This is a genomic window from Aeromonas sp. 3P, assembly GCF_051919745.1.
In the GTDB taxonomy this organism is placed as follows: Bacteria; Pseudomonadota; Gammaproteobacteria; order Enterobacterales; family Aeromonadaceae; genus Aeromonas; species Aeromonas veronii.
In genome coordinates this window covers 1,051,897-1,069,889 of sequence record NZ_JBQBED010000001.1, presented here as the reverse complement: position 1 = coordinate 1,069,889, position 17,993 = coordinate 1,051,897, and the positions used below count along the sequence as shown (strand labels likewise).

The window sequence follows — 17,993 nt, the reverse complement described above, 5'->3', positions numbered from 1 at the left end:
TCTCGTTATTGTGTGGGGAGCTGCGTGGTGCAGGGGCGGCATGTGCCGCCCCCCGGAGGTTATTTGAGCTGGTTCAGCCAGGCGTTGGATTCGAACCACTTCTTGTAGAGACGGTCGTAGCTGCCATCGCCCTTGATCTGGCGCAGGTAGTTGTTGAACCAGTTGAGGGTGTCCTGGTCCCCTTTGCGGATGGCCCAGGCCAGCGGCTCGAAGGTGAACGGCTTGTCGAGGTGCACCACGGCGCCCTGATTCTGGGAGGCGAAAATAGCGTTGTAGGGCAGGTCATAGACGAACGCATCGACCTTGCCGTTGATCACTTCCAGCTTGGCGTCATCCTGGGTTTCAAACTGCAGCAGGGTAGCTTTGGGGATCAGGCGTTTGACTGCCTGCTCGCCGGTGGTGCCGAGCTTGACCGCGATCTTGTATTTCGGGTCGTTGAGGTCGGTGAAAGATTTGATTTCGCCCGCCTTCTCTTTGCGCAGGACGATGGTTTGGCCGACCACGATGTAGGGATCGGCGAAGTTGACTCGCAGGTTGCGCTGGGGAGTGACGGTCATGCCGCCCATGATGACGTCGAACTTGTTGGTCAGTAGCGCCGGAATGATGCCATCCCAGGCGGTGTTGACGAACTCGACCTTCACGCCCATCTCTTTGGCGACCATCTTGGCGAGATCCACGTCAAAGCCGATGTACTGGCCCTGCTTGTTGGTCATCTCGAAGGGTTGATAGCCGGCATCAAAGCCGACTCGCAGCACGCCGCGTTCGAGCACAGCATCCAGGGTGGAGGTGGGGGCTGGGGTCGGGGCCGCCGTGGCGATCCCGCAAAACAGCAGGGTAGAAAGAATCAGTTTTTTGATCATAAGTGACGTCTCTGTCGGTGGTGTGTTCGGCCTTGAACCTGATCCCGTGCGACTCCGTGGCACAAGAGACTGCTGCATCCGGCAACAGGCAAGACAGGATGAATGTCTTGAACGGGACAAAAGCCCCATATGAGATGCTATGAATAGTGGTTGAGTGAAAAATGTACCAAAAACAGATTGTGTCAGAAGACTCAACAGGTTAGAGACATTTATTGCTCATGGCTTCATTCATAAAATCACACGAAAACAACATATCTATCTAATTGAGTGGGTTCAAGCCCAAATTATCCCCAAGACATTTTGTTACATAGAGAGGGGCTCGTATGTGGCTCGAGTCTGGTTGGGCTTATCTTTCTTGCATATCTCAAACCTGCTATAGCGGAATGGTGTGAGTTATCTGGTGGTGTGAAAAACAGACGAACAATATGTTTTTATTGTGAAAACAGTCAGGGTCTCTGGGTCTTGGCAAACGGTTCTCATATACTCACTTACCTCCCTCTGCCTGGTTTTGATATGGATGTCTCGTTGTTGCTGAAGCTGGATGTATTTACCCTGATGGTGATGGCATTGGGGGGATATAGCCTCGGGTTTATCACGCTCTCCATTATCTGGTCGACCCACCGGGAGATCCCGGGCATTGGGTTATGGTGGTGGTCCAGTCTCTGTGCGCTGGTGGCCCAGATACTTTTCTCGTTACAGGCATTTTTCCCCAGCTCCTCCGGCATCTGGCTGGCCAATACCCTGATCACGCTTTGCATTGTGTTGATGCCGCCGGCGCTGCAGCGCTTTTTCGGACAGCCCCCGAACTGGCGTGCCGGGGGGCTCTTCATGCTGGTCTATCTGCTGCTTCTGAGCTGGTGCATTGTGGAGGGGGGGATGGCATCCCGGGTGTTGCTGGCTTGCTTGAGTTACATGGTGCTGGGTGCTGTGATCGTCTATCTGGTCTGGCGCCACGGTTACCCCCACTATCTGCCGGCGGTGATGGTCTTTACCTTGGTCAACGTGCTGCTCTACGCCTTCTACTTGATGCGGCTCTGGTTCCTCTGGCAGGACAACGTACAGATGCTGATGGATAAGAGCGGGGTCAATGTGCTGCCCTTCCTCTCCATGCTGATGGGGAGCTATCTTTCCACCTTCGGGGTGCTGCTGCTCTGTACCCAGTACCGTGCGCTGGCGCTGCGCCAGCAGGCTAGCCACGACCCTCTTACCGGTCTGCTCAACCGACGTGGCTTTATGGAGCAGCTGAAGCAGCAAAAGTGGGGTGACAGTGGCGCGCTGGCGGTGCTCGACATCGATGATTTCAAGCAGATCAATGACCAGCATGGTCATGAGGTGGGTGATCGGGTGCTGGCCGAGCTCGGTGCCTATCTGGGTAGTCAGCCCGATCTGGTGTGCAGTCGTTTCGGTGGCGAGGAGTTTGTGCTGCTCTTCTCGCAGCCCGGCGTGCTGGCCCTGCAGCGCTGCGAGGGATTGCTGGAGGAGGTCGCGAACCGCGACATGGGGGGGCTCTACATCACGGTCAGTATGGGACTCTCCCACTGGCAAGGGGAGTGGCACTTTGACCCTCTGTTCACTCAGGCCGACCATGCGCTCTACAGCGCCAAGCGGCAAGGCAAGAACCGGGTCTGTCAGGCTGGTCGGGAGGTGTAACTCCCGTTCAGTCCGGTATTACGTTATCTCGGCAGGCTGGGGGCGCGGTGCCTGCGCCTTGAGGAAGGGGAGCAGCAGCAGGGCCGAGACGCCTGCCGCCACCGAGATCACCACGAAGAAGCCGTTCCAGTGCCAGATCTCCATCACCTTGGCCAGCGGATAGCCTGACAGCGCCGCCCCCATATAGGCGAACAGCCCGACAAAGCCGGTAGCCGCCCCCGCCGAGTTCTTGTGGGAGCACTCCGCTGCCGCCATGCCGATGAGCATCTGGGGGCCAAACACGAAGAAGCCGATGGTGAAGAAGCAGGCCGCCTGCATCACATAGCTGAAGAAGGGCATCAGCCAGAGCGATCCCACCGCCAGCAGGATCCCCACCGCAAAGATGAGGTTCATCGGGCCACGGTTGCCGTTGAACAGCTTGTCCGATCCCCAGCCTGCCACCAGCGCACCGATAAAGCCTCCCACCTCGAACATGGAGATGGCCGAGTTGGCGCTCATCAGATTGAAGCCGCGCTGCTCGGTCATGTAGAGATTGCCCCAGTCATTGATGGCGGTACGCACCACATAGACCAACACGTAACAGCAGGCGAGCAGCCAGATATAGGGGTTGCCCAGCACATATTTGCGCAGGATCTGGCGATGGGAGAGTCCCGCATCCTGGGTCTGCTGGGCCAACTCCATGGCATCCTTGCGCCACTCGCCCACTGTTGGCAATCCCATGGCGCTCGGGGTATCCCGCAGTCGCCAGCAGAGGAACAATCCCGCAAGGATGGCGATAAGGCCGGGCACTATCATGCCGTAGCGCCAGCCATGTTGCAGAGCGATGGTGCTGACGATAAGGGGAATGAGCGCGCCGCCGACGTTGTGGGCGGTGTTCCAGGCCGACCACCAGACCCCGCGCTCGGTGCGCGAATACCAGCTGGTGAGCAGCTTGGAGCAGGGGGGCCAGCCCCAGCCCTGGAAGAAGGCGTTGGCGACCCAGAGGGCGGCAAACATCCAGAGTGCCGACGAGAGGCCGAACAGTATGTTGATAACGCCGGTGGCCATCAGTCCGACACCCATAAAGTAGCGCGGGTTGGCGCGGTCACTGATGATGCCGGAGAAGAACTTGGAGCAGCCGTAGGTGATGTAGAACAGGGTCCAGAGCATGCCGATGTCGGACTTGTCCAGCATACCGCTCGCCAGCATGTCCGGCATGGCGAAGTTGAAACTCTTGCGAGTGAAGTAGAAGACCGCGTAGCCCAGATACATGGTCAGCAGCAGGTGCAGCCGCCAGTGGCGATAGGTGGCATCGATCTCGGCCTGATCCCGGATAAGGTGCCGGGGCGGCGCGCTTCTCATAAAACTCAGCACAGGCAGGCCCTCTGGTGGTGATTAGCCATGACTCTCTTCCCGTCTGCGACTGGGCAGGTTGACCGTCAGCTGGGTGCCGTGGATGCAGGAGAGTTGCAGACTGCCCCCGAGCGCCTGTACCCGTTCGCGAATGCCGAGCAGGCCATAGCCCTGTTGCGGGCGGCTTTCCGGCAGACCGCGGCCATCATCTTCCAGCACCAGTTGCAACTGCTCGCCGCTGGCCCGGGCGCGAATGGTGACCGAGTGGGCGTTGGCATGTTTGACCACGTTGTTGAGCCCCTCCTGACAGACCCGAAACAGGGTGACCCGCTGGGCATCGGAGAGATCCCCATCCGCCAGCTGCCACTCCAGACGGGTGACGATGCCGTGACGCTCCAGCTCCAGCTCCCGCAGCAGTGCCCGTACCGCCTGTTCGAGAGTCATGTCGTCGAGCTGACGCGGGCGCAGCCGCCCGAGCAGACCGCGTACCGCGTCATAGATCCCGAGCGACAGCGTGTCGATGAGGGCGCTGCTCTGGCCCACCCCGGCGTTGTCGGGGGCGAGGCGGCGCACTATGCCAGCCTGGGTACGAATGGCTGTGATGGTCTGGCCGATGTCGTCGTGCAGCTCGCGCGCCACCTCCTTGCGGATACTCTCCTCGGTCTCCAGCAGCCGCTCGGTGAGCTGGCGATTATGGGCGAGCTGGCGGGTCAGCGCCTGATTGAGTTCGCGCTGGCGCTGGATCCCGGCGCCGAGCAGCAGGCCGGTGAGGCTCTGGGCCAGCAATGAGAGCAGCAAGTCGAGGGGGTGATCGTGCCAGGCCTGACTGGCCAGCAGGGCGATGGTGTTCATCAGGGTGGCGAGCAGCGCCCCCTGCCAGCCGTAGCGCCACGCCATGGCGATGATGGGGATGGCCAGACAAAACGGGGTGAAGCGCACCAGCGAGTTGGGCAATCCCAGTTGCAGCCAGAGGCTCAATATGAACAGCAGCAGATACCAGACCAGATGGCGAAAGCGCCACTCCACCGGCTGATCCACCAGCGCAGGCCCCAGCGGCACCCAGGTGGCGCGGGTGAGGTAGTGCCAGATCAGCATGCAGGTGGAGGTCAGGGTCAGCCCGCCGGTCAGGCTGAGCAGCAGGGCCGAGAGGCCATCTTCCCCGGCCAGATGCCAGAGCAGGGCTTGCAGCAGCGCCGCCGCCGTGACGGTGGCGAGCAGCAGCAACAGTTGCTGCCAGTCGTTGCGCACCTGTTGGCGACGGGCAATCAGCAGCGGTAGCAGGGTCAGCAGACTGCCCGCGACCAGCCACGGCCAGTGGGGGAGCCCTACCTCCAGATTGAGCCAGTAGAGCAGCAGCCCTTCGCACAGCAACAGCGGCGGCCAGTAGTGGCCGGGACTTTGCAACAACAACCCGAGGCGAAGGCCGAAGGGGAACAGCAGCACCGCCAGCGCCGGGCCACCCGCCAGATGCAGGCTGATGCTCCAGAGGCAAAACCAGCCAGCGGCAAAGATGAAGCAGGCCGCCAGCGTGATGGCGACATAGCTGGCAAGACGGTGGATCACCAGCTATCCAGCATGCGGTGGGCCAGCTCGACGTTGTTGCTGACCTTGAGCTTGTCCATCAGGTTGGCGCGGTGCACATGCACCGTCTTGGGGGAGAGGCCAAGCTGCTCGGCGATGCTCTTCACCTCCAGCCCCTGCGCCAGCAGCTGGGCAATCTCCCGCTCCCGATTGGTGAGGGGATCCCGGCTGCTGCTGGCGAGTTTCTGGGCGATGTCCGGCGTCAGATAACACCCCCCCTGTGCGGCGGTGCGTACGGCGGCGATCAGCTCGTCCGGACTGCAGCGTTTGGAGAGAAACCCCTTGGCGCCGGTTTGCAAGGCCTGCTCGATGAGGGCGGGGCTGTCGTGTACCGAGAGCATCACCACCGCCAGACCGGAGGGGAGCTGCTTGAGCAGCTCCAGCCCCGACCGGTCGGGCATCGAGATGTCGCAGACGCAGACCCGCGCCCCGCTGCCGGGCAGGCCGGCAAGGGCATCGCTGGCGGAGCCGAATTCGGCGACCACCTGCAGGTCGGGCTCCAGATTGAGCAGTTGGGCAAAACCGGAACGGACGATTTGGTGATCGTCGATGAGGGCAATGTTTATCATGATGTCAGCCTGAAATTCGGTGCGTCATGACCATGACGCGGCCAACAAGATACCTGCCCCCCGAGTCAGGCTCAAGGGGCGGGGGGAATAGGGGGAAAATCGACCCGATAAGCAGGGGAAGCTTGATCGGGATCAGGCTGTGCGGGCTGGCCTCCCGGGTTGGCCTGCCCGCAACCGGGATCAGCGGTGCAGCTCGCCGGCACGCTCCGGCTGATAGACCACTTCAAGGATCTCCACCTCGATGGTGCGACCGGCCGGGCCCGGCCAGGCGATGCTGTCGCCCACTTTCAGACCGAGCAGGGCGCTGCCCACCGGTGCCAGTACCGAGATGTTGGTCTCGTCACCCTTGGCATCGCGCGGGTAGACCAGGGTGAGGCAGAACTCGTTGCCGCTGCTCTGCATCTTGAAGCGTACCTTGCTGTTCATGGTGACGACATCGGGCGGCATATCGGCCGGCTCGCGGATTTCGGCGCGATCCAGCTCCTCTTGCAGGGCAAGGTGCTGGGGATGGTTGCCGAGCAGTTGCTCAATCCGATCCAGATCAAGGCTGGAGATAACGAGATGCGGTTGTTTCATAAGATAATCCTTATCAATAGCTTACAGGGCCAGGCCCACTCACGCAGGCTGGCCATCACAAGGGTGTCGAGAGATCGAGAAAGTGCCATGCCCCCAAGCGACTCGCGGCCGAAGGAGCGAGGCGGGGGCTCAGCAGGGTGTGAGCTTGTGAGAGGAAATAGTGAATCTTTTCATGGGGCTACCATAACCATTCTGGACGGCTTTGGCAATTATCCTGACAAGTTTGTCAGGGTGCCTGGTAATCGTACTGCTTGATGATGCGGGCCAGGCTGCCGTCATCACGCATGGCGGCGATGGTGTCGCGCCAGCGTGTTGCCTCTTTGGCTGGAAAATGGGGGCTGGCCGCCAGGTAGAGCGCAGCCTGTTTCAGCGTTTCGCCGCGAACCAGATCCGCCAGCGGCAAGCCTGCCTGCAGCTGGTTGTAGCGGGCGCTGTTCCAGGCCACCGCCCAGCCCTGAATGCGGCCCCGAGCGAGCTTGCTGGCGTTGTTGACCTCTTCGGCCACCTCTTCCTGTTTGATCCGTTTGAACGGGAGCAGCAGGCTCTGGCCATAGGAGCTGCGCATCACGCCGATGGTGAGGCCGGGCATCTCACCGATTGTCAGCGGCTGGGGATGGTGCCGGCGATGAGTCACCAGTACGAAGGCCTCATCCAGCAAGGGGGCAATCCAGAGAAACAGCGGCTCACGCTGGGGGCTCCTCACCGGTGGCACCAACAGCACATCCTGCCGGTGCTGGGTCTGGCTGAGGGCGCGAGCCAGCGGCATCAGCTCGATGGTCAGTGGCTCTTTGAGACGGCGGGCCGCCTCCTCCAGCACCTCGATGGCCATGCCGCTCGGGGCGCCCTGGTGAGAACGGATCACGTAAGGCGGGATCTCGGCGGCGATAACCACTACAGCATGGGCTTCGGCAGTGGTGAAAAGCAGGGTGGAGAACAGTAGCAGGAGAGTGGAAATTCGCATGGCAGACCTGATCCGGGATGAGTACACAGAGTGTAACATCCCGCAGAGACAAGTCAGCCCGCTATGGAGCCTCATTTCAATCGAAGAAGTCCCGCAGATCGAGCGTCTGATACCCCTCCAGCTGTTGCCAAGGCAAATTCTTGGGCAGCGTTTTTAGGGTCACCTCCATCCGGTAGCTGCGATAGCCATCGAAGCTTGCCGACTCCACCACCAGCGGCAGCTGCCAGCGACTCGACCAGAGGATACGGGTGCGCTGGTTGCCCTCGCGTTTTTCATACCAGCGCGCCTGTTCGGGGGCCATCTCATCAAGGGGCGTCATCTCTTGCAGCAGGGCCGGATTGATGAGGTGGCGGATCCGCGGCCAGTCGGGTTTGAAAGCCACCTGACCGAACTCCTCCTCCGGTACCTCCACCAGCTGGTTGTGCCAGCTGTCGGCGTAGCGCAGTTGCAGCATCCCCTGCTGGTCGCGGGTTACCCAGCGCGCCGCCATCTGGTGGGTAAAGTGCTTGTGGCCCGGGGTGGCATCGTGAGCCGCGTGGTAAGCACGGGCAAGGGGCAGCGGGATGAGCCGCTGGCTCCACACCTGATCGCCAACCCGCAGCCACTTCTCCTGCCACTGGCTCTCCTTGCTGATGCCGTCGCTGCTGGTCACCCTGTCCTGATAGCGGATGCGGGCGGCCAGATCGGGTGCTTCATCGGCAAGGAGGGGAAAAGAGAGGCTGCTGGCGAGCAGCCACAGCGGAAGTAAATATCGCATCATGAGTGATCGCTCGCACGAGCAGGGCCCGGCGCGATGCCGGGCCCTGTCGTTTACAGGCCGAGCGCCTCCTTCAGCTTGCCAAACACCTTGGTGTTATCCAGTGTCCCCTTGAAGCGGCTGCTGCCAGCTCCATCGGCGAACAGCATCACATCGCCGCCGCCGTGGGTCTCGGAGCCGAGCTTGACCCCGGTCTCTTGCAGGTAGTCGTCCGCCATCACCTGATCACTGGTGAGGGTGGGGCGCACGTCGGGGCGGTTGGGGCCGTTGCCGAACACCAGGGTGGTAAACGGCTTGCCATCCACGTCGTTCTGGGTCGAGCCGTCGCCATTTTTCACCAGATCCAGCACCTTGTTGCCCTTGGCGGAGTAGCCGTTGATTGTCATGGTGTGGTCATGATCGGCGGTGACCACGATCAGGGTATCTTTCAAATCCACCTTGCCGAGCGCCGTCTTGACCGCCTCGTCCAGCGCCACCGCGTCGGTGAGCGAGCGCTTGGCATTGGTGCCGTGCAGGGCGTGGTCGATCCGGCCCCCTTCCACCATCAGAAAGTAACCCTGACTGTTCTGGCTCAGCAGATCGATCGCCTTGGCGGTCATCTCGGAGAGCGACGGCTGGGTATTGGCTGCCCCCTTGGCGACGCGGTCCAGCTCGTAGTCGAGGTGGGACTTGGCGCTGAACAGGCCGATGAGCTTGCCGCTGGTGACCTTGGCCAGTTCACTTTGAGTGGTGACATAGCTGTATCCCTGTGCCTTCATCTCGGCGGTCAGGTCGCGGTTGTCATTGCGACCGCCCTTGTTGCTGGCGCTGTAGGGGGTCCAGTGGTTGGCACCACCACCCATCAGCACATCGACCCCATCCTTGAGGGCACTGTTATAGCCAGCGCCCCCAGGAACGGCCTGTGCGGCGATGTCATAAGCGGCATCCCGATGGCAGATGTGGGCGTAGGTGGCCGCCGGGGTAGCGTGGGTCAGCTCGGTAGTGGTGACGGCCCCGACCGATTTGCCTGCCGCCTTGGCCAGCTCCAGGATGGTGGGCACCGGCTTGCCGTTATCGCTGCTGCAATTGTTGACGGTTTTGTTGCCATTGACGTCTTTGCCGGGGGCAACGGCTTTGGTGTCGCTGCTCATGGCGATCACCTCGTTGTTCATCTTGACCCCGGTGGTGTAGGCCGCCATGGAGGGGGCCGAGTCTGTGGTCTGGGCATCGTTGGAGAAGGTCTTGATGCGGGCACTGCGTGGCAGTTTCATCATCTCCAGATTGCCCTCTTCCCCCACCTTGAACAGCCGGGTGGCGGTGAGCACGGTGGGACCCATGCCATCACCGATAAAGAGAATGACGTTTTTGGCATCACCGGCCTGTGCCTGGGAGGTAGCGCCCAGCGCACTGAACAGGGCGGCGCAGACCAGTGTGTGCTTGATGGATGTGTTCATCTGTTTGCTCATGAAAGTGCTCCTTACAGCTTGGCCGCAGCCTTGATCTTGCCGAACACGGCAGTGTTATCGAGTGAGCCATGGAAGCTGTCAGCCCCCTTGCCGATGGCGCCGAGGAAGACATCTGTGCCGCCGTGGGTCTCGTTGCCGATCTCGCCCACCTTGACCACCACTTCCTGGTGGTAGTCATTGGCAGAGACGGTGGCATCGTCGAGCGGGGCAACGCTGCTACGCGGGCCATCCACCCGGTTGTAGCCGTTGCCAAAACCGATGATGGTGTAGGGCATGCCCTCGCTATCCTTGCTTGGCTCGCCAGTCTCGTAGTTCTTCACCAGCCCGAGTACGCCGGGGTTGTCGGCGGTGGTCTTGCCGGTGCGCTTGGCATAGCCGTTGAGCACGAGTGTATGGTCGTGGTCGGCGGTGACCACGATCAGGGTGTTTTTCAGCTCGGGGTCGCTCTTTTTCACCTCGTCGATGGCGGCCTTGATGGCGTTGTCGAAGGCGATGGTGTCTTGCAGCGCCCGCTTGGCGTTGGTGTCGTGCAGTGCGTGGTCGATGCGGCCCCCTTCCACCATCAGGAAGTAACCCTTCTCCTTGCCCTTGAGCTGCTTGATGGCGGCCAGGGTCATCTGGGCCAGTGACGGCTCGCTGGCGGGGCGGTCCAGGTCATATTTCATGTGGCTGGAACCAAACAGACCCAGCAGCGGCTTGCCCGCATCGGCCTTGTTCAGCTCATCCAGATTGCTGGCAAACTGGTAGCCCTTGGCCTGCATTTCGCTGATGAGATTGCGGCCATCCTCCCGCTTGCCCTTGTCGGCTTTGGGCAGGAAGAAACTGCTGCCGCCACCGAGCACCACATCCAGCCCCTCCTTGAGGGCACTGTTGTAGCCTTTGCCGCCCGGCACCAGCTGGACGGCGATATCCGCTTCCAGATCCCGGTTGCAGATATGGGCATAGGTAGCCGCAGGGGTGGCGTGGGTTACCCGGGTGCTGGTTACCACACCGGTGCCGCGGCCATCGGCTTTGGCCAGCTCCAGCAGGGTGGTCACCGGCTTGCCGGCGCTCTTGCTGCAGTCACTCTCATAGGTGGCGTCGCCGTCCATGCTGATGACGCCGTTGTTGCTCTTGACCCCGGTCATGTAGGCCGCCATGGAGGGGGCCGAGTCAGTGACCTGGGCATCGTGGGAGAAAGTCTTGATAAAGGCCGTCTCTGGCAGGGTATCGATGGTGAGATCACCCTCTTCGCCGACACCGTAGATGCGGGCCGCCGTCAGGGTGTTGAGGCCCATGCCGTCACCGAGGAAGAAGATGATGTTGGTGGGTTGGGCTGCGGGCTTGGTCGCCACCGTGTCATTGTCTGATTTGCAGCCGGTAGCCAGGGCGGCGCCGATCATCACTGCAAGTCCTGCCATTTTTCTCATTGGGGTTCGCTCCTTGTAAAACCTGAGCGCAGCCTAGAGGGGGCAGATGACACTTTTACTGACTATCGGTGACGGTTGTGTGAAAAAGTGATGAAAATGTTACAATATATCAAAGTGTTATCTGTCAATTGGGCGAGTTGGCCCGGTCGTTTCCGGCAAGGTCGCTCCACCTCGGCGGTTTGCTGATTTGATGAGGTGATGGTTAGAATGACCTGTCAAAAGAGGCCCGCAGCAGGTAAAATGCGCCCCCTTCGTTCGATGCCCGCGGCAGAGCGCCTGTTGTTCCATGCGCGCGCCCGCAGCCCCCACAGAGAGTAACGGATATGTCCATCAACTGGTTCCCCGGTCACATGCACAAGGCCCGCAAAGAGATTGCCGAGGTCATGCCCCAGGTCGATGTGATCATCGAGATGCTCGATGCCCGCATCCCCTTCTCCAGCGAAAACCCGCTGGTGCCCGAGCTGCGTGGTGATACCCCGGTGATCAAGGTGCTGAACAAGGCGGACCTCGCCGATCCGGCGATCACCGATCTGTGGGTGGCGCACATGGAAAAAGAGAAGGGGATCAAGGCGCTGCCGTTGACACAACAAGAGCCGGAGAAGATCAAGCAACTGCTGACCCTCTGCCATGAGATGCTGCCGGAGCGCAATTTTGAGCTGCGCGGCGTGCGGGCGATGATCATGGGGATCCCCAACGTGGGCAAGTCCACTCTGATCAATACTCTGGCGGGGCGCATCATCGCCCGTACCGGCAACGAGGCGGGGGTGACCAAGTCCCAGCAGCGGATCAAGCTGGATAACAACGTTATCCTGACCGATACCCCGGGTTTTCTCTGGCCCAAGCTCAACCCGCCCTCCTGCGGTTATCGTCTGGCCATCACCGCGGCCATCAAGGACACGGTGTTCGACTATGCCGATATCGCCATGTTTGCCGCTGACTACTTCATCAAGGCCTATCCGGAGCGGATCAAGGCGCGCTACCAGATTGACGAGCTGCCCGAGACCGAGATCGAGCTGCTGGAGATGATCGCCCGCCAGCGAGCGTTTATGCGCAAAGGGGGGCTGGCCGACTTGCACAAGGCGTCCGAGATCCTGATTAACGAGTTCCGCTCCGGTTTGCTTGGCCGCATCTCGCTGGAGACGCCGGAGATGGTGAGCGTCGAGATTGTCGAAGCCGCCGCTGAAGCCGAGCAAAAAGCCAAAGAGAAGGCCGAGCGGGAAGAGGAGCGTCAGGCCCGCGCCCGTCGCAAGTACGCCCGCAAGCGTCAGAAATAGTTATCCTCAGGCGTCCCGAGCTTGCCTGACAACGAGCGAGCTTGTGTGACCCAGATGACGAAACACGAAGAGGCGACCCCAGGGTCGCCTCTTCTGTTTTATCTGGTGAAGTGCCCGACATATAAAGGCATGTCATCAACCAAAACGGTGGCGCGCCGTCTCAAACAGCGACATATGAAGCGGGATCAGCTGTTGCCAGTCGCGGCGATAGCCGCCACCGGGCACTGCGGCGACAGGCAACCCATGCTTGATTGCACAGTCAAATACCATGGCATCGCGCAGGCGAACCCCTTCATCGCTCAGGGAGAGATAACCAAGTTCGTCGGCATGATGCACATCGACGCCCGCCTGATAGAGGATGAGATCCGGCGAATAGAGGCGCAGTGCCAGCGAGAGTGCCTGTTGCAGTGTGGTGAGATAGGCATCGTCTGCCATGCCGCTTGGCAGCGGAAAGTCGAGGTGAGAGGTGGTTTTGTGATAGGGGAAGTTGTGCTCCCCATGAAGGGAGAGGGTGATGATATCGCGCCGTCCGGCGCACAGGGCCGCACTGCCATCTCCCTGATGCACATCGAGATCGACGATCAGCACCTGTTCACAGCGCCCCTCGTCGAGGCAAGCCTGGGCGGCAATCACCAAATCGTTAAACAGACAAAAACCGCTGCCGTGATCGCGATGGGCGTGGTGGTAGCCACCGGAGATCTGCAAGCCGCAGCCCTGCTCAAGAGCATGGCGGCTGGCGGCAACGGTGGCACCCACCGAGCGCAAGGTGCGCTCCATCAGCATGGGTGACCAGGGGAAACCGATCTTGCGGATGGCGCGCTCTTCAAGCTGGCCGCTCAGGGCCGCCGCGACATAATCGGCATCGTGAATGCGACAGATTTGCTCCCGGGTAGCGGCCGGCGCTTCGCCAAGGGGGTAACCCTGCACCTGCAGGTGCTCAAACAGCCCCTGATACTTGGCCAGCGGGAAGCGATGGCGCTCGGGTAGCGTCAGGGAGGAGTAGAGGGGGTGATAGAAAATGCGCAACGACATGGTGCCATTCTCCCTGGCAAGGTGGCGCTTTCTATATATGAAATCAGCAGATGAATCCATATATACACTCCCTATATAAAGGGGAAGTGGCAGCGCACAAATCAAGACGCGTCGTGAGTGAGACCGCAGGATATGGAAAAGGGGAGCTTGGCTCCCCTTTCAGTCAATCTCTCAGTCCGGCTTATTGCTGCTGGATAACCCAGATCTGGAAGGCTTTGCGGGTTTCCGCATCTGCCTTGTTGTACCAGTTTTGCAACTGGGTCAGCGCTTCCGGATTGCTTTGAGCCTTGCTGGGGGCAACCTGAACCGGTGCGCTGGCGGCAGCCATCACGGCAGCAGAGGAGACGGCGACGGTCTTGGGCTGGTTGAATGCTTTGCCCATGTTGATCAGCTCTTGCTGATAGTCACGGGTCAGCTGGAAGCCTTCTACTTTCGGCATCACGAACTGTTCGCTGCTTACTTGCTGGCCTGTGACCTTGTCTTTCAGCGTGACTTTCTGATCTTTGACAAACTGCTTGGCTTCTGCTTCGTTGCGGGGCTTTTTATAGTCCAGCACCAGTTGCTGGTTGTCGGCGGCGGTGAAGTTCAGCACCAGCGGCTCGGCGGTCACCAGCTTGATTTCGTCTCGATTAGAATAATTGCCTTCAAATGCAACCACGAGCTGATGTTTACCAACGCTAAGTGGAAACTTTTTGGTGTTATCGAGTAATGAGGGATTGATTGCTTGACCATCGATCAGCTGGACGACATACGGGGTGGTCACTTCCAATTGGGCATCAGCAAGGGCGCTACCGGCCCACAACAGACCAGCCAGCGCCGGTACCAGAACAGTCAGTTTCATTTCATCTCCTTGAACAGTCAGGCGATTGCCCACTGAAAACAGGGGCTCATTTTTACAGGTTTGGCCTACTGCGGCAATGGCTCTTTCTGGTGGTCGATGTTCGCGCGGCTGTCAGTTTGTTTATCAATAGCGGCCGGCTTATTTACTCGATCCGCCGTGTAAACGGTGGGAGGGCGTCGAGCAGCCCCTTGCCATAACGTTTGGTCAGCAGGCGGCGGTCGAGAATGGTGACCCGTCCCCGATCAGCCTCTTTGCGGATGAGGCGGCCACAGGCCTGGATAAGCTTGCGCGATGCCTCCGGCACTGTCAGTTGCAGGAAAGGGTTGCCGCCTCGCTGCTCCACCCACTCGGCGGTGGCCTCCTCGACCGGCGAGTTGGGCACGGCAAAGGGGAGTTTGGTGATCACCAGATTGGTAAGGTAGTGACCCGGCAGATCCAGCCCTTCCGAGAAGCTGCCGGTACCAAACAGAATGCTGGCCTGACCGCCATCGCATTTCTGTTTGTGCAGGGTGAGCAGGGCATTGCGGGAGGCTTCCCCCTGCACCAGCAGTGACAGCCCCTTGGCTCGCAAGCCAACGGCCACCTCATTCATCTGGCGGTAGGAGGAGAAGAGCACCAGACTCGCCTCCTTGCCCGCCAGAATACGTGGCAGCACGCTGATGAGTTCGTTGGTAAAGGCCGGCGAGTTGGGTTCGTGCTCCATCTTGGGCAGATAGAGCTCGGCTTTCTGATAGTCAAAGGGTGAGCGCAGGCGCAGATAGCGGGTACCGTCGTGCTCCTTGAGCCCCACCTGATGGCGAAAATAACTAAAGGAAGAGAGTGCTGTGAGGGTCGCGGAGACCAGCACGGCCCCCAAACATTTCGACCAGAGCCACTCCTCCAGCAGATAGCCCACTTCAATCGGTGAGGCGTGCAGCCAGATATCGCCGTCATCGCTCTTGGCCATCCAGCGGGCGAGCGGGGTTTTGCCGGTCGGCACATGGCGCCCCAGCATCTCCCAGAGGGCGCAGAAACTCTCCAGCCGCTGCAGATGAAAACCGCTCTCTGCCAGCAGGGGTTCGGCCTCCTTGCGGCGGATCTCGCCATCTTTCAGCGCTTCACCTATGGCCCCTTGCATCCGATCCAGCGCCCGCAGCGCCTTCTTGCTCGACTCCTTGAGATTCTCTGCCAGCATGGGCAGGGGATCCGGCAATACCCCTTCGGCGAAGCGGTAGTGAGGTTCACTGCCAAACAGCCGATCGTTGGCGCTGAGCCACTGCTCGACAGCCTTCAGATCAGGCTGGATGGAGGCCAGTGCATCCTGCAGTTTGAGTTGGGGGTCGAGCAGGCTCTCCTTATTAAGAGTCCGCGCCAGCTTGCCTGCACTTTGTACCAGCTTCTCCAGCCAGCGACGTGAGCCTTTGACGCTGGCCGACGCCGCGCCGTGATCCCGGGCGATGGTGGGCAGGTGATGGGCCTCATCCAGCACATAGATGCACTCATCAGGGGGCGGCAGAATGATGCCTCCGCCCATGGTGAGATCGGAGAGCAGCAGCGCATGGTTGACGACCAGCACATCTGAGCTCTCCATGTCGTTGCGGGCGCGATGAAAGGGGCAGTGCTGGTGATGGCTCAGCGCCTTGTTGCAGGTGTGGCGGTCGGCGGCGATGCGATCCCAGCAAGTGTCGGGAATGGGCTCCGGCCAGTTGTCCCGATCCCCGTCCCACTTGCCATTGGTGTAGGCCTGCCACAGAGCCTGGTAGCGATCTTTGTCGCTGTCAGATGGTTTGGATTTGCTCAGACTGCCAAAGTCGAGCTCGAAGTTGGCCATCTCGGCGCCACTGGCTGCCTGCTCCAGCAGATGCTCGCAGCAGTAGCGCTGACGCCCCTTGACCAGCATAAAGCGAAACGACAGCTCGCTGTGGCGATGGTAAAAAGGAAGGTCTTTGTGGATCAGCTGCTCTTGCAGAGCCACTGTGGCGGTGGAGATCACCAGCTTTTTCTGGGTGAGCCGTGCCACCGGGATGGCGCCCTGCGCATAAGAAAGAGACTTGCCGATACCGGTGCCCGCTTCGGCCACCAGAATACGGCGCTGTTTGTCGTACTCGCCGGTCAGGGTTTTGGCTATCTCGGCCACCAGAAAGTTCTGCTCTTTGCGCGGCACAAAACCGGGTAATCCATCCGAAATCTGGCGATAGGTTTGACGAATGGTGGCTTTAAGGCGAGTAGAGAGCATGAAGAGAAGGCCAGTTAGGGGTTAATCGAAGGACAAGGATACCCGCAACCCCTTGGTGAGGTCGAGGCAGCAGCCATTATCACGGCAGTTTTACGCTGTTCAGACCACTTTGGTTGTTTATCAGATAGTTAGCGTCATTTGCATGCAAAATAGACTATTTGAGTCCAAATAATCAGCAGAATAAATTGTAAACGTTTTCCCATTGGTTCTGCTTTAAGTGAGATGCGCATCACATTTTCATCTTGGTGACCATGATTTCCATAAAAAGTTCCAAGTTTTTTCATTGCGGTTCAAAAAATCCGGTGCTAGTCTCGGCGGCATAGTGATGCAAAGAACATCGCTAACACAGGGAATAACAACGACTTAGTGTTTAACTTACAGTAGGCATTGGAAACTATGAAAAAGACAATTCTGGCAATTGCTATCCCGGCTCTGTTTGCGTCCGCCGCTAACGCCGCCGTCATCTATGACAAAGACGGTACTCAAGTTGGCATCACCGGTAACCTGCGTACCCAATTTGCCAGCAAGCACGATGACAACGCTGAAGATCTGGCAGGTCGTGCCCGTATCGGTCTGAGCACCAAAGTTGCCCTGAACGACACTTGGTCTGGCTTGGCCAAGGGTGAGTGGCAGCTGACTTCAAACAAATCTGGCGAAAGTAATGGTAAAGAAGATGACATTACTTCCCGTGAAGTGTATGTCGGTCTGGATGGATCCCAGTTTGGTATGATCCGTTTTGGTCAGCTGGATACCGTGTTTAACGACGTTATCAACAAGGCTGATATTGCGAATGAAAACTCTGGCCTGGCCAGTGTCTACGATGGCCGTCAGGAAGGTCAGGTTCGTTACGATGGCCAGTGGAACGGTGTCTCCTTCGGCGCGAGCTATATTACTGCCAATACCGGTTATAAAAATGTCGCAAGCAATAACGGTATTGTTCAGCTGACAGGCGACTTGGATCGTGGCTACGCTGCCAAGCTGGGCTATGAAGCCCCGTTCGGTCTGGCGCTGATTGCCGGTCTGGAGCAAAAAGAGTTCAATGATACTGTCGACAATTTTGACGGTGCTGAGAGCAAGAAAGATTGGGGTCTGGGTGCCTCCTATACCCTGGAAGGCCTCTACCTGGGTGCCTCTTACAGCAATTCCAAAGTTAAATACTATGGTGTAGGTGACAACGAAGAGAAGACTCGTGGCTACGAGCTTGCCGCATCCTACAATGTGGATGCTTGGACTCCGTATGTTGTTTACAACAACGCCGAGACTAAAGAGACCAATGAGCGTGCCATCTACACCACATTGGGTCTGACTTACAACTTCACCAGCAACTTCTTGGCATACAGCGAATATGTATTCGAAAATGCCGAAGTGAACAGCGATGATGTTGTATATGCAGGTCTGTTTTACGCATTCTAATGAGTGCAGTGTGTTAACTTTAGGGTAAACACAATAATGTTTATTAAACGGGCAATAAGAGCTTTCTTATTGCCCGTA

At 59.3% G+C, this 17,993-nt stretch carries 15 protein-coding genes; 3 read left to right on the top strand and 12 right to left on the bottom strand.

The window, feature by feature from the left end; genetic code table 11:
* Positions 1-59: 59 nt before the first annotated feature.
* Positions 60-860, bottom strand: coding sequence for a transporter substrate-binding domain-containing protein (locus tag ACTG19_RS04760; RefSeq protein ID WP_005334079.1), 801 nt, complete (start codon positions 858-860; stop codon positions 60-62).
* A gap of 513 nt (positions 861-1,373) precedes the next feature.
* Here ACTG19_RS04760 and ACTG19_RS04755 point away from each other — a divergent pair.
* A complete protein-coding gene (locus tag ACTG19_RS04755) occupies positions 1,374-2,510 on the top strand; it encodes a GGDEF domain-containing protein (protein ID WP_113738713.1) in 1,137 nt (378 codons plus the stop codon).
* Between the two features lie 18 nt (positions 2,511-2,528).
* Here ACTG19_RS04755 and ACTG19_RS04750 read toward each other — a convergent pair whose 3' ends face one another.
* The 8 genes from ACTG19_RS04750 to ACTG19_RS04715 all read right to left on the bottom strand — a co-directional run bounded on the left by ACTG19_RS04750 (position 2,529) and on the right by ACTG19_RS04715 (position 11,140).
* Positions 2,529-3,863, bottom strand: a complete 1,335-nt coding sequence (locus ACTG19_RS04750) for an MFS transporter (RefSeq protein ID WP_439988810.1) — start codon at positions 3,861-3,863, stop codon at positions 2,529-2,531.
* 21 nt (positions 3,864-3,884) lie between these two features.
* Positions 3,885-5,405: a signal transduction histidine-protein kinase/phosphatase UhpB gene (gene uhpB / locus ACTG19_RS04745; RefSeq protein WP_439988809.1), complete on the bottom strand. Its 1,521-nt coding sequence runs from the start codon at positions 5,403-5,405 to the stop codon at positions 3,885-3,887.
* Positions 5,402-5,992 (bottom strand): transcriptional regulator UhpA, encoded by a 591-nt coding sequence (gene uhpA, locus ACTG19_RS04740; protein ID WP_439988808.1) that lies wholly within the window; start codon positions 5,990-5,992, stop codon positions 5,402-5,404. The genes uhpB and uhpA overlap by 4 nt, the downstream gene beginning before the upstream one ends.
* A 180-nt stretch (positions 5,993-6,172) precedes the next feature.
* A complete protein-coding gene (gene rnk / locus ACTG19_RS04735; RefSeq protein WP_041209885.1) occupies positions 6,173-6,568 on the bottom strand; it encodes a nucleoside diphosphate kinase regulator in 396 nt (131 codons plus the stop codon).
* A 226-nt stretch (positions 6,569-6,794) separates the two neighbouring features.
* Positions 6,795-7,529, bottom strand: a complete 735-nt coding sequence (locus ACTG19_RS04730; RefSeq protein ID WP_439988807.1) for a substrate-binding periplasmic protein — start codon at positions 7,527-7,529, stop codon at positions 6,795-6,797.
* 76 nt (positions 7,530-7,605) lie between these two features.
* Positions 7,606-8,289: a hypothetical protein gene (locus tag ACTG19_RS04725; protein WP_439988806.1), complete on the bottom strand. Its 684-nt coding sequence runs from the start codon at positions 8,287-8,289 to the stop codon at positions 7,606-7,608.
* A 50-nt stretch (positions 8,290-8,339) separates the two neighbouring features.
* Entirely contained in the window at positions 8,340-9,731 is a 1,392-nt protein-coding gene (locus tag ACTG19_RS04720; protein WP_439988805.1) for an alkaline phosphatase, read from the bottom strand.
* Between the two features lie 11 nt (positions 9,732-9,742).
* Entirely contained in the window at positions 9,743-11,140 is a 1,398-nt protein-coding gene (locus ACTG19_RS04715) for an alkaline phosphatase (RefSeq protein ID WP_439988804.1), read from the bottom strand.
* A gap of 323 nt (positions 11,141-11,463) precedes the next feature.
* Here ACTG19_RS04715 and ylqF point away from each other — a divergent pair, with 323 nt between their 5' ends.
* On the top strand, positions 11,464-12,414 hold the full coding sequence (gene ylqF, locus ACTG19_RS04710) for a ribosome biogenesis GTPase YlqF (RefSeq protein WP_005334061.1): 951 nt from the start codon (positions 11,464-11,466) through the stop codon (positions 12,412-12,414).
* Between the two features lie 135 nt (positions 12,415-12,549).
* Here the strand turns inward: ylqF and ACTG19_RS04705 are convergent, their stop codons facing one another.
* The 3 genes from ACTG19_RS04705 to dinG all read right to left on the bottom strand — a co-directional run bounded on the left by ACTG19_RS04705 (position 12,550) and on the right by dinG (position 16,502).
* Positions 12,550-13,446 carry a histone deacetylase family protein gene (locus tag ACTG19_RS04705; protein WP_047439244.1) on the bottom strand — a complete coding sequence of 299 codons (897 nt, stop codon included), beginning with the start codon at positions 13,444-13,446 and terminating at the stop codon, positions 12,550-12,552.
* Between the two features lie 181 nt (positions 13,447-13,627).
* Complete coding sequence (locus ACTG19_RS04700) at positions 13,628-14,287, bottom strand: YccT family protein (RefSeq protein ID WP_047439246.1); 660 nt, start codon at positions 14,285-14,287, stop codon at positions 13,628-13,630.
* 142 nt (positions 14,288-14,429) lie between these two features.
* Positions 14,430-16,502, bottom strand: coding sequence for an ATP-dependent DNA helicase DinG (gene dinG, locus ACTG19_RS04695; RefSeq protein ID WP_439988803.1), 2,073 nt, complete (start codon positions 16,500-16,502; stop codon positions 14,430-14,432).
* A gap of 396 nt (positions 16,503-16,898) precedes the next feature.
* On the opposite strand from dinG, the gene ACTG19_RS04690 reads away from it, so the two are divergent.
* Positions 16,899-17,915, top strand: a complete 1,017-nt coding sequence (locus ACTG19_RS04690; RefSeq protein WP_201990362.1) for a porin — start codon at positions 16,899-16,901, stop codon at positions 17,913-17,915.
* The last annotated feature ends 78 nt before the right edge of the window (positions 17,916-17,993 follow it).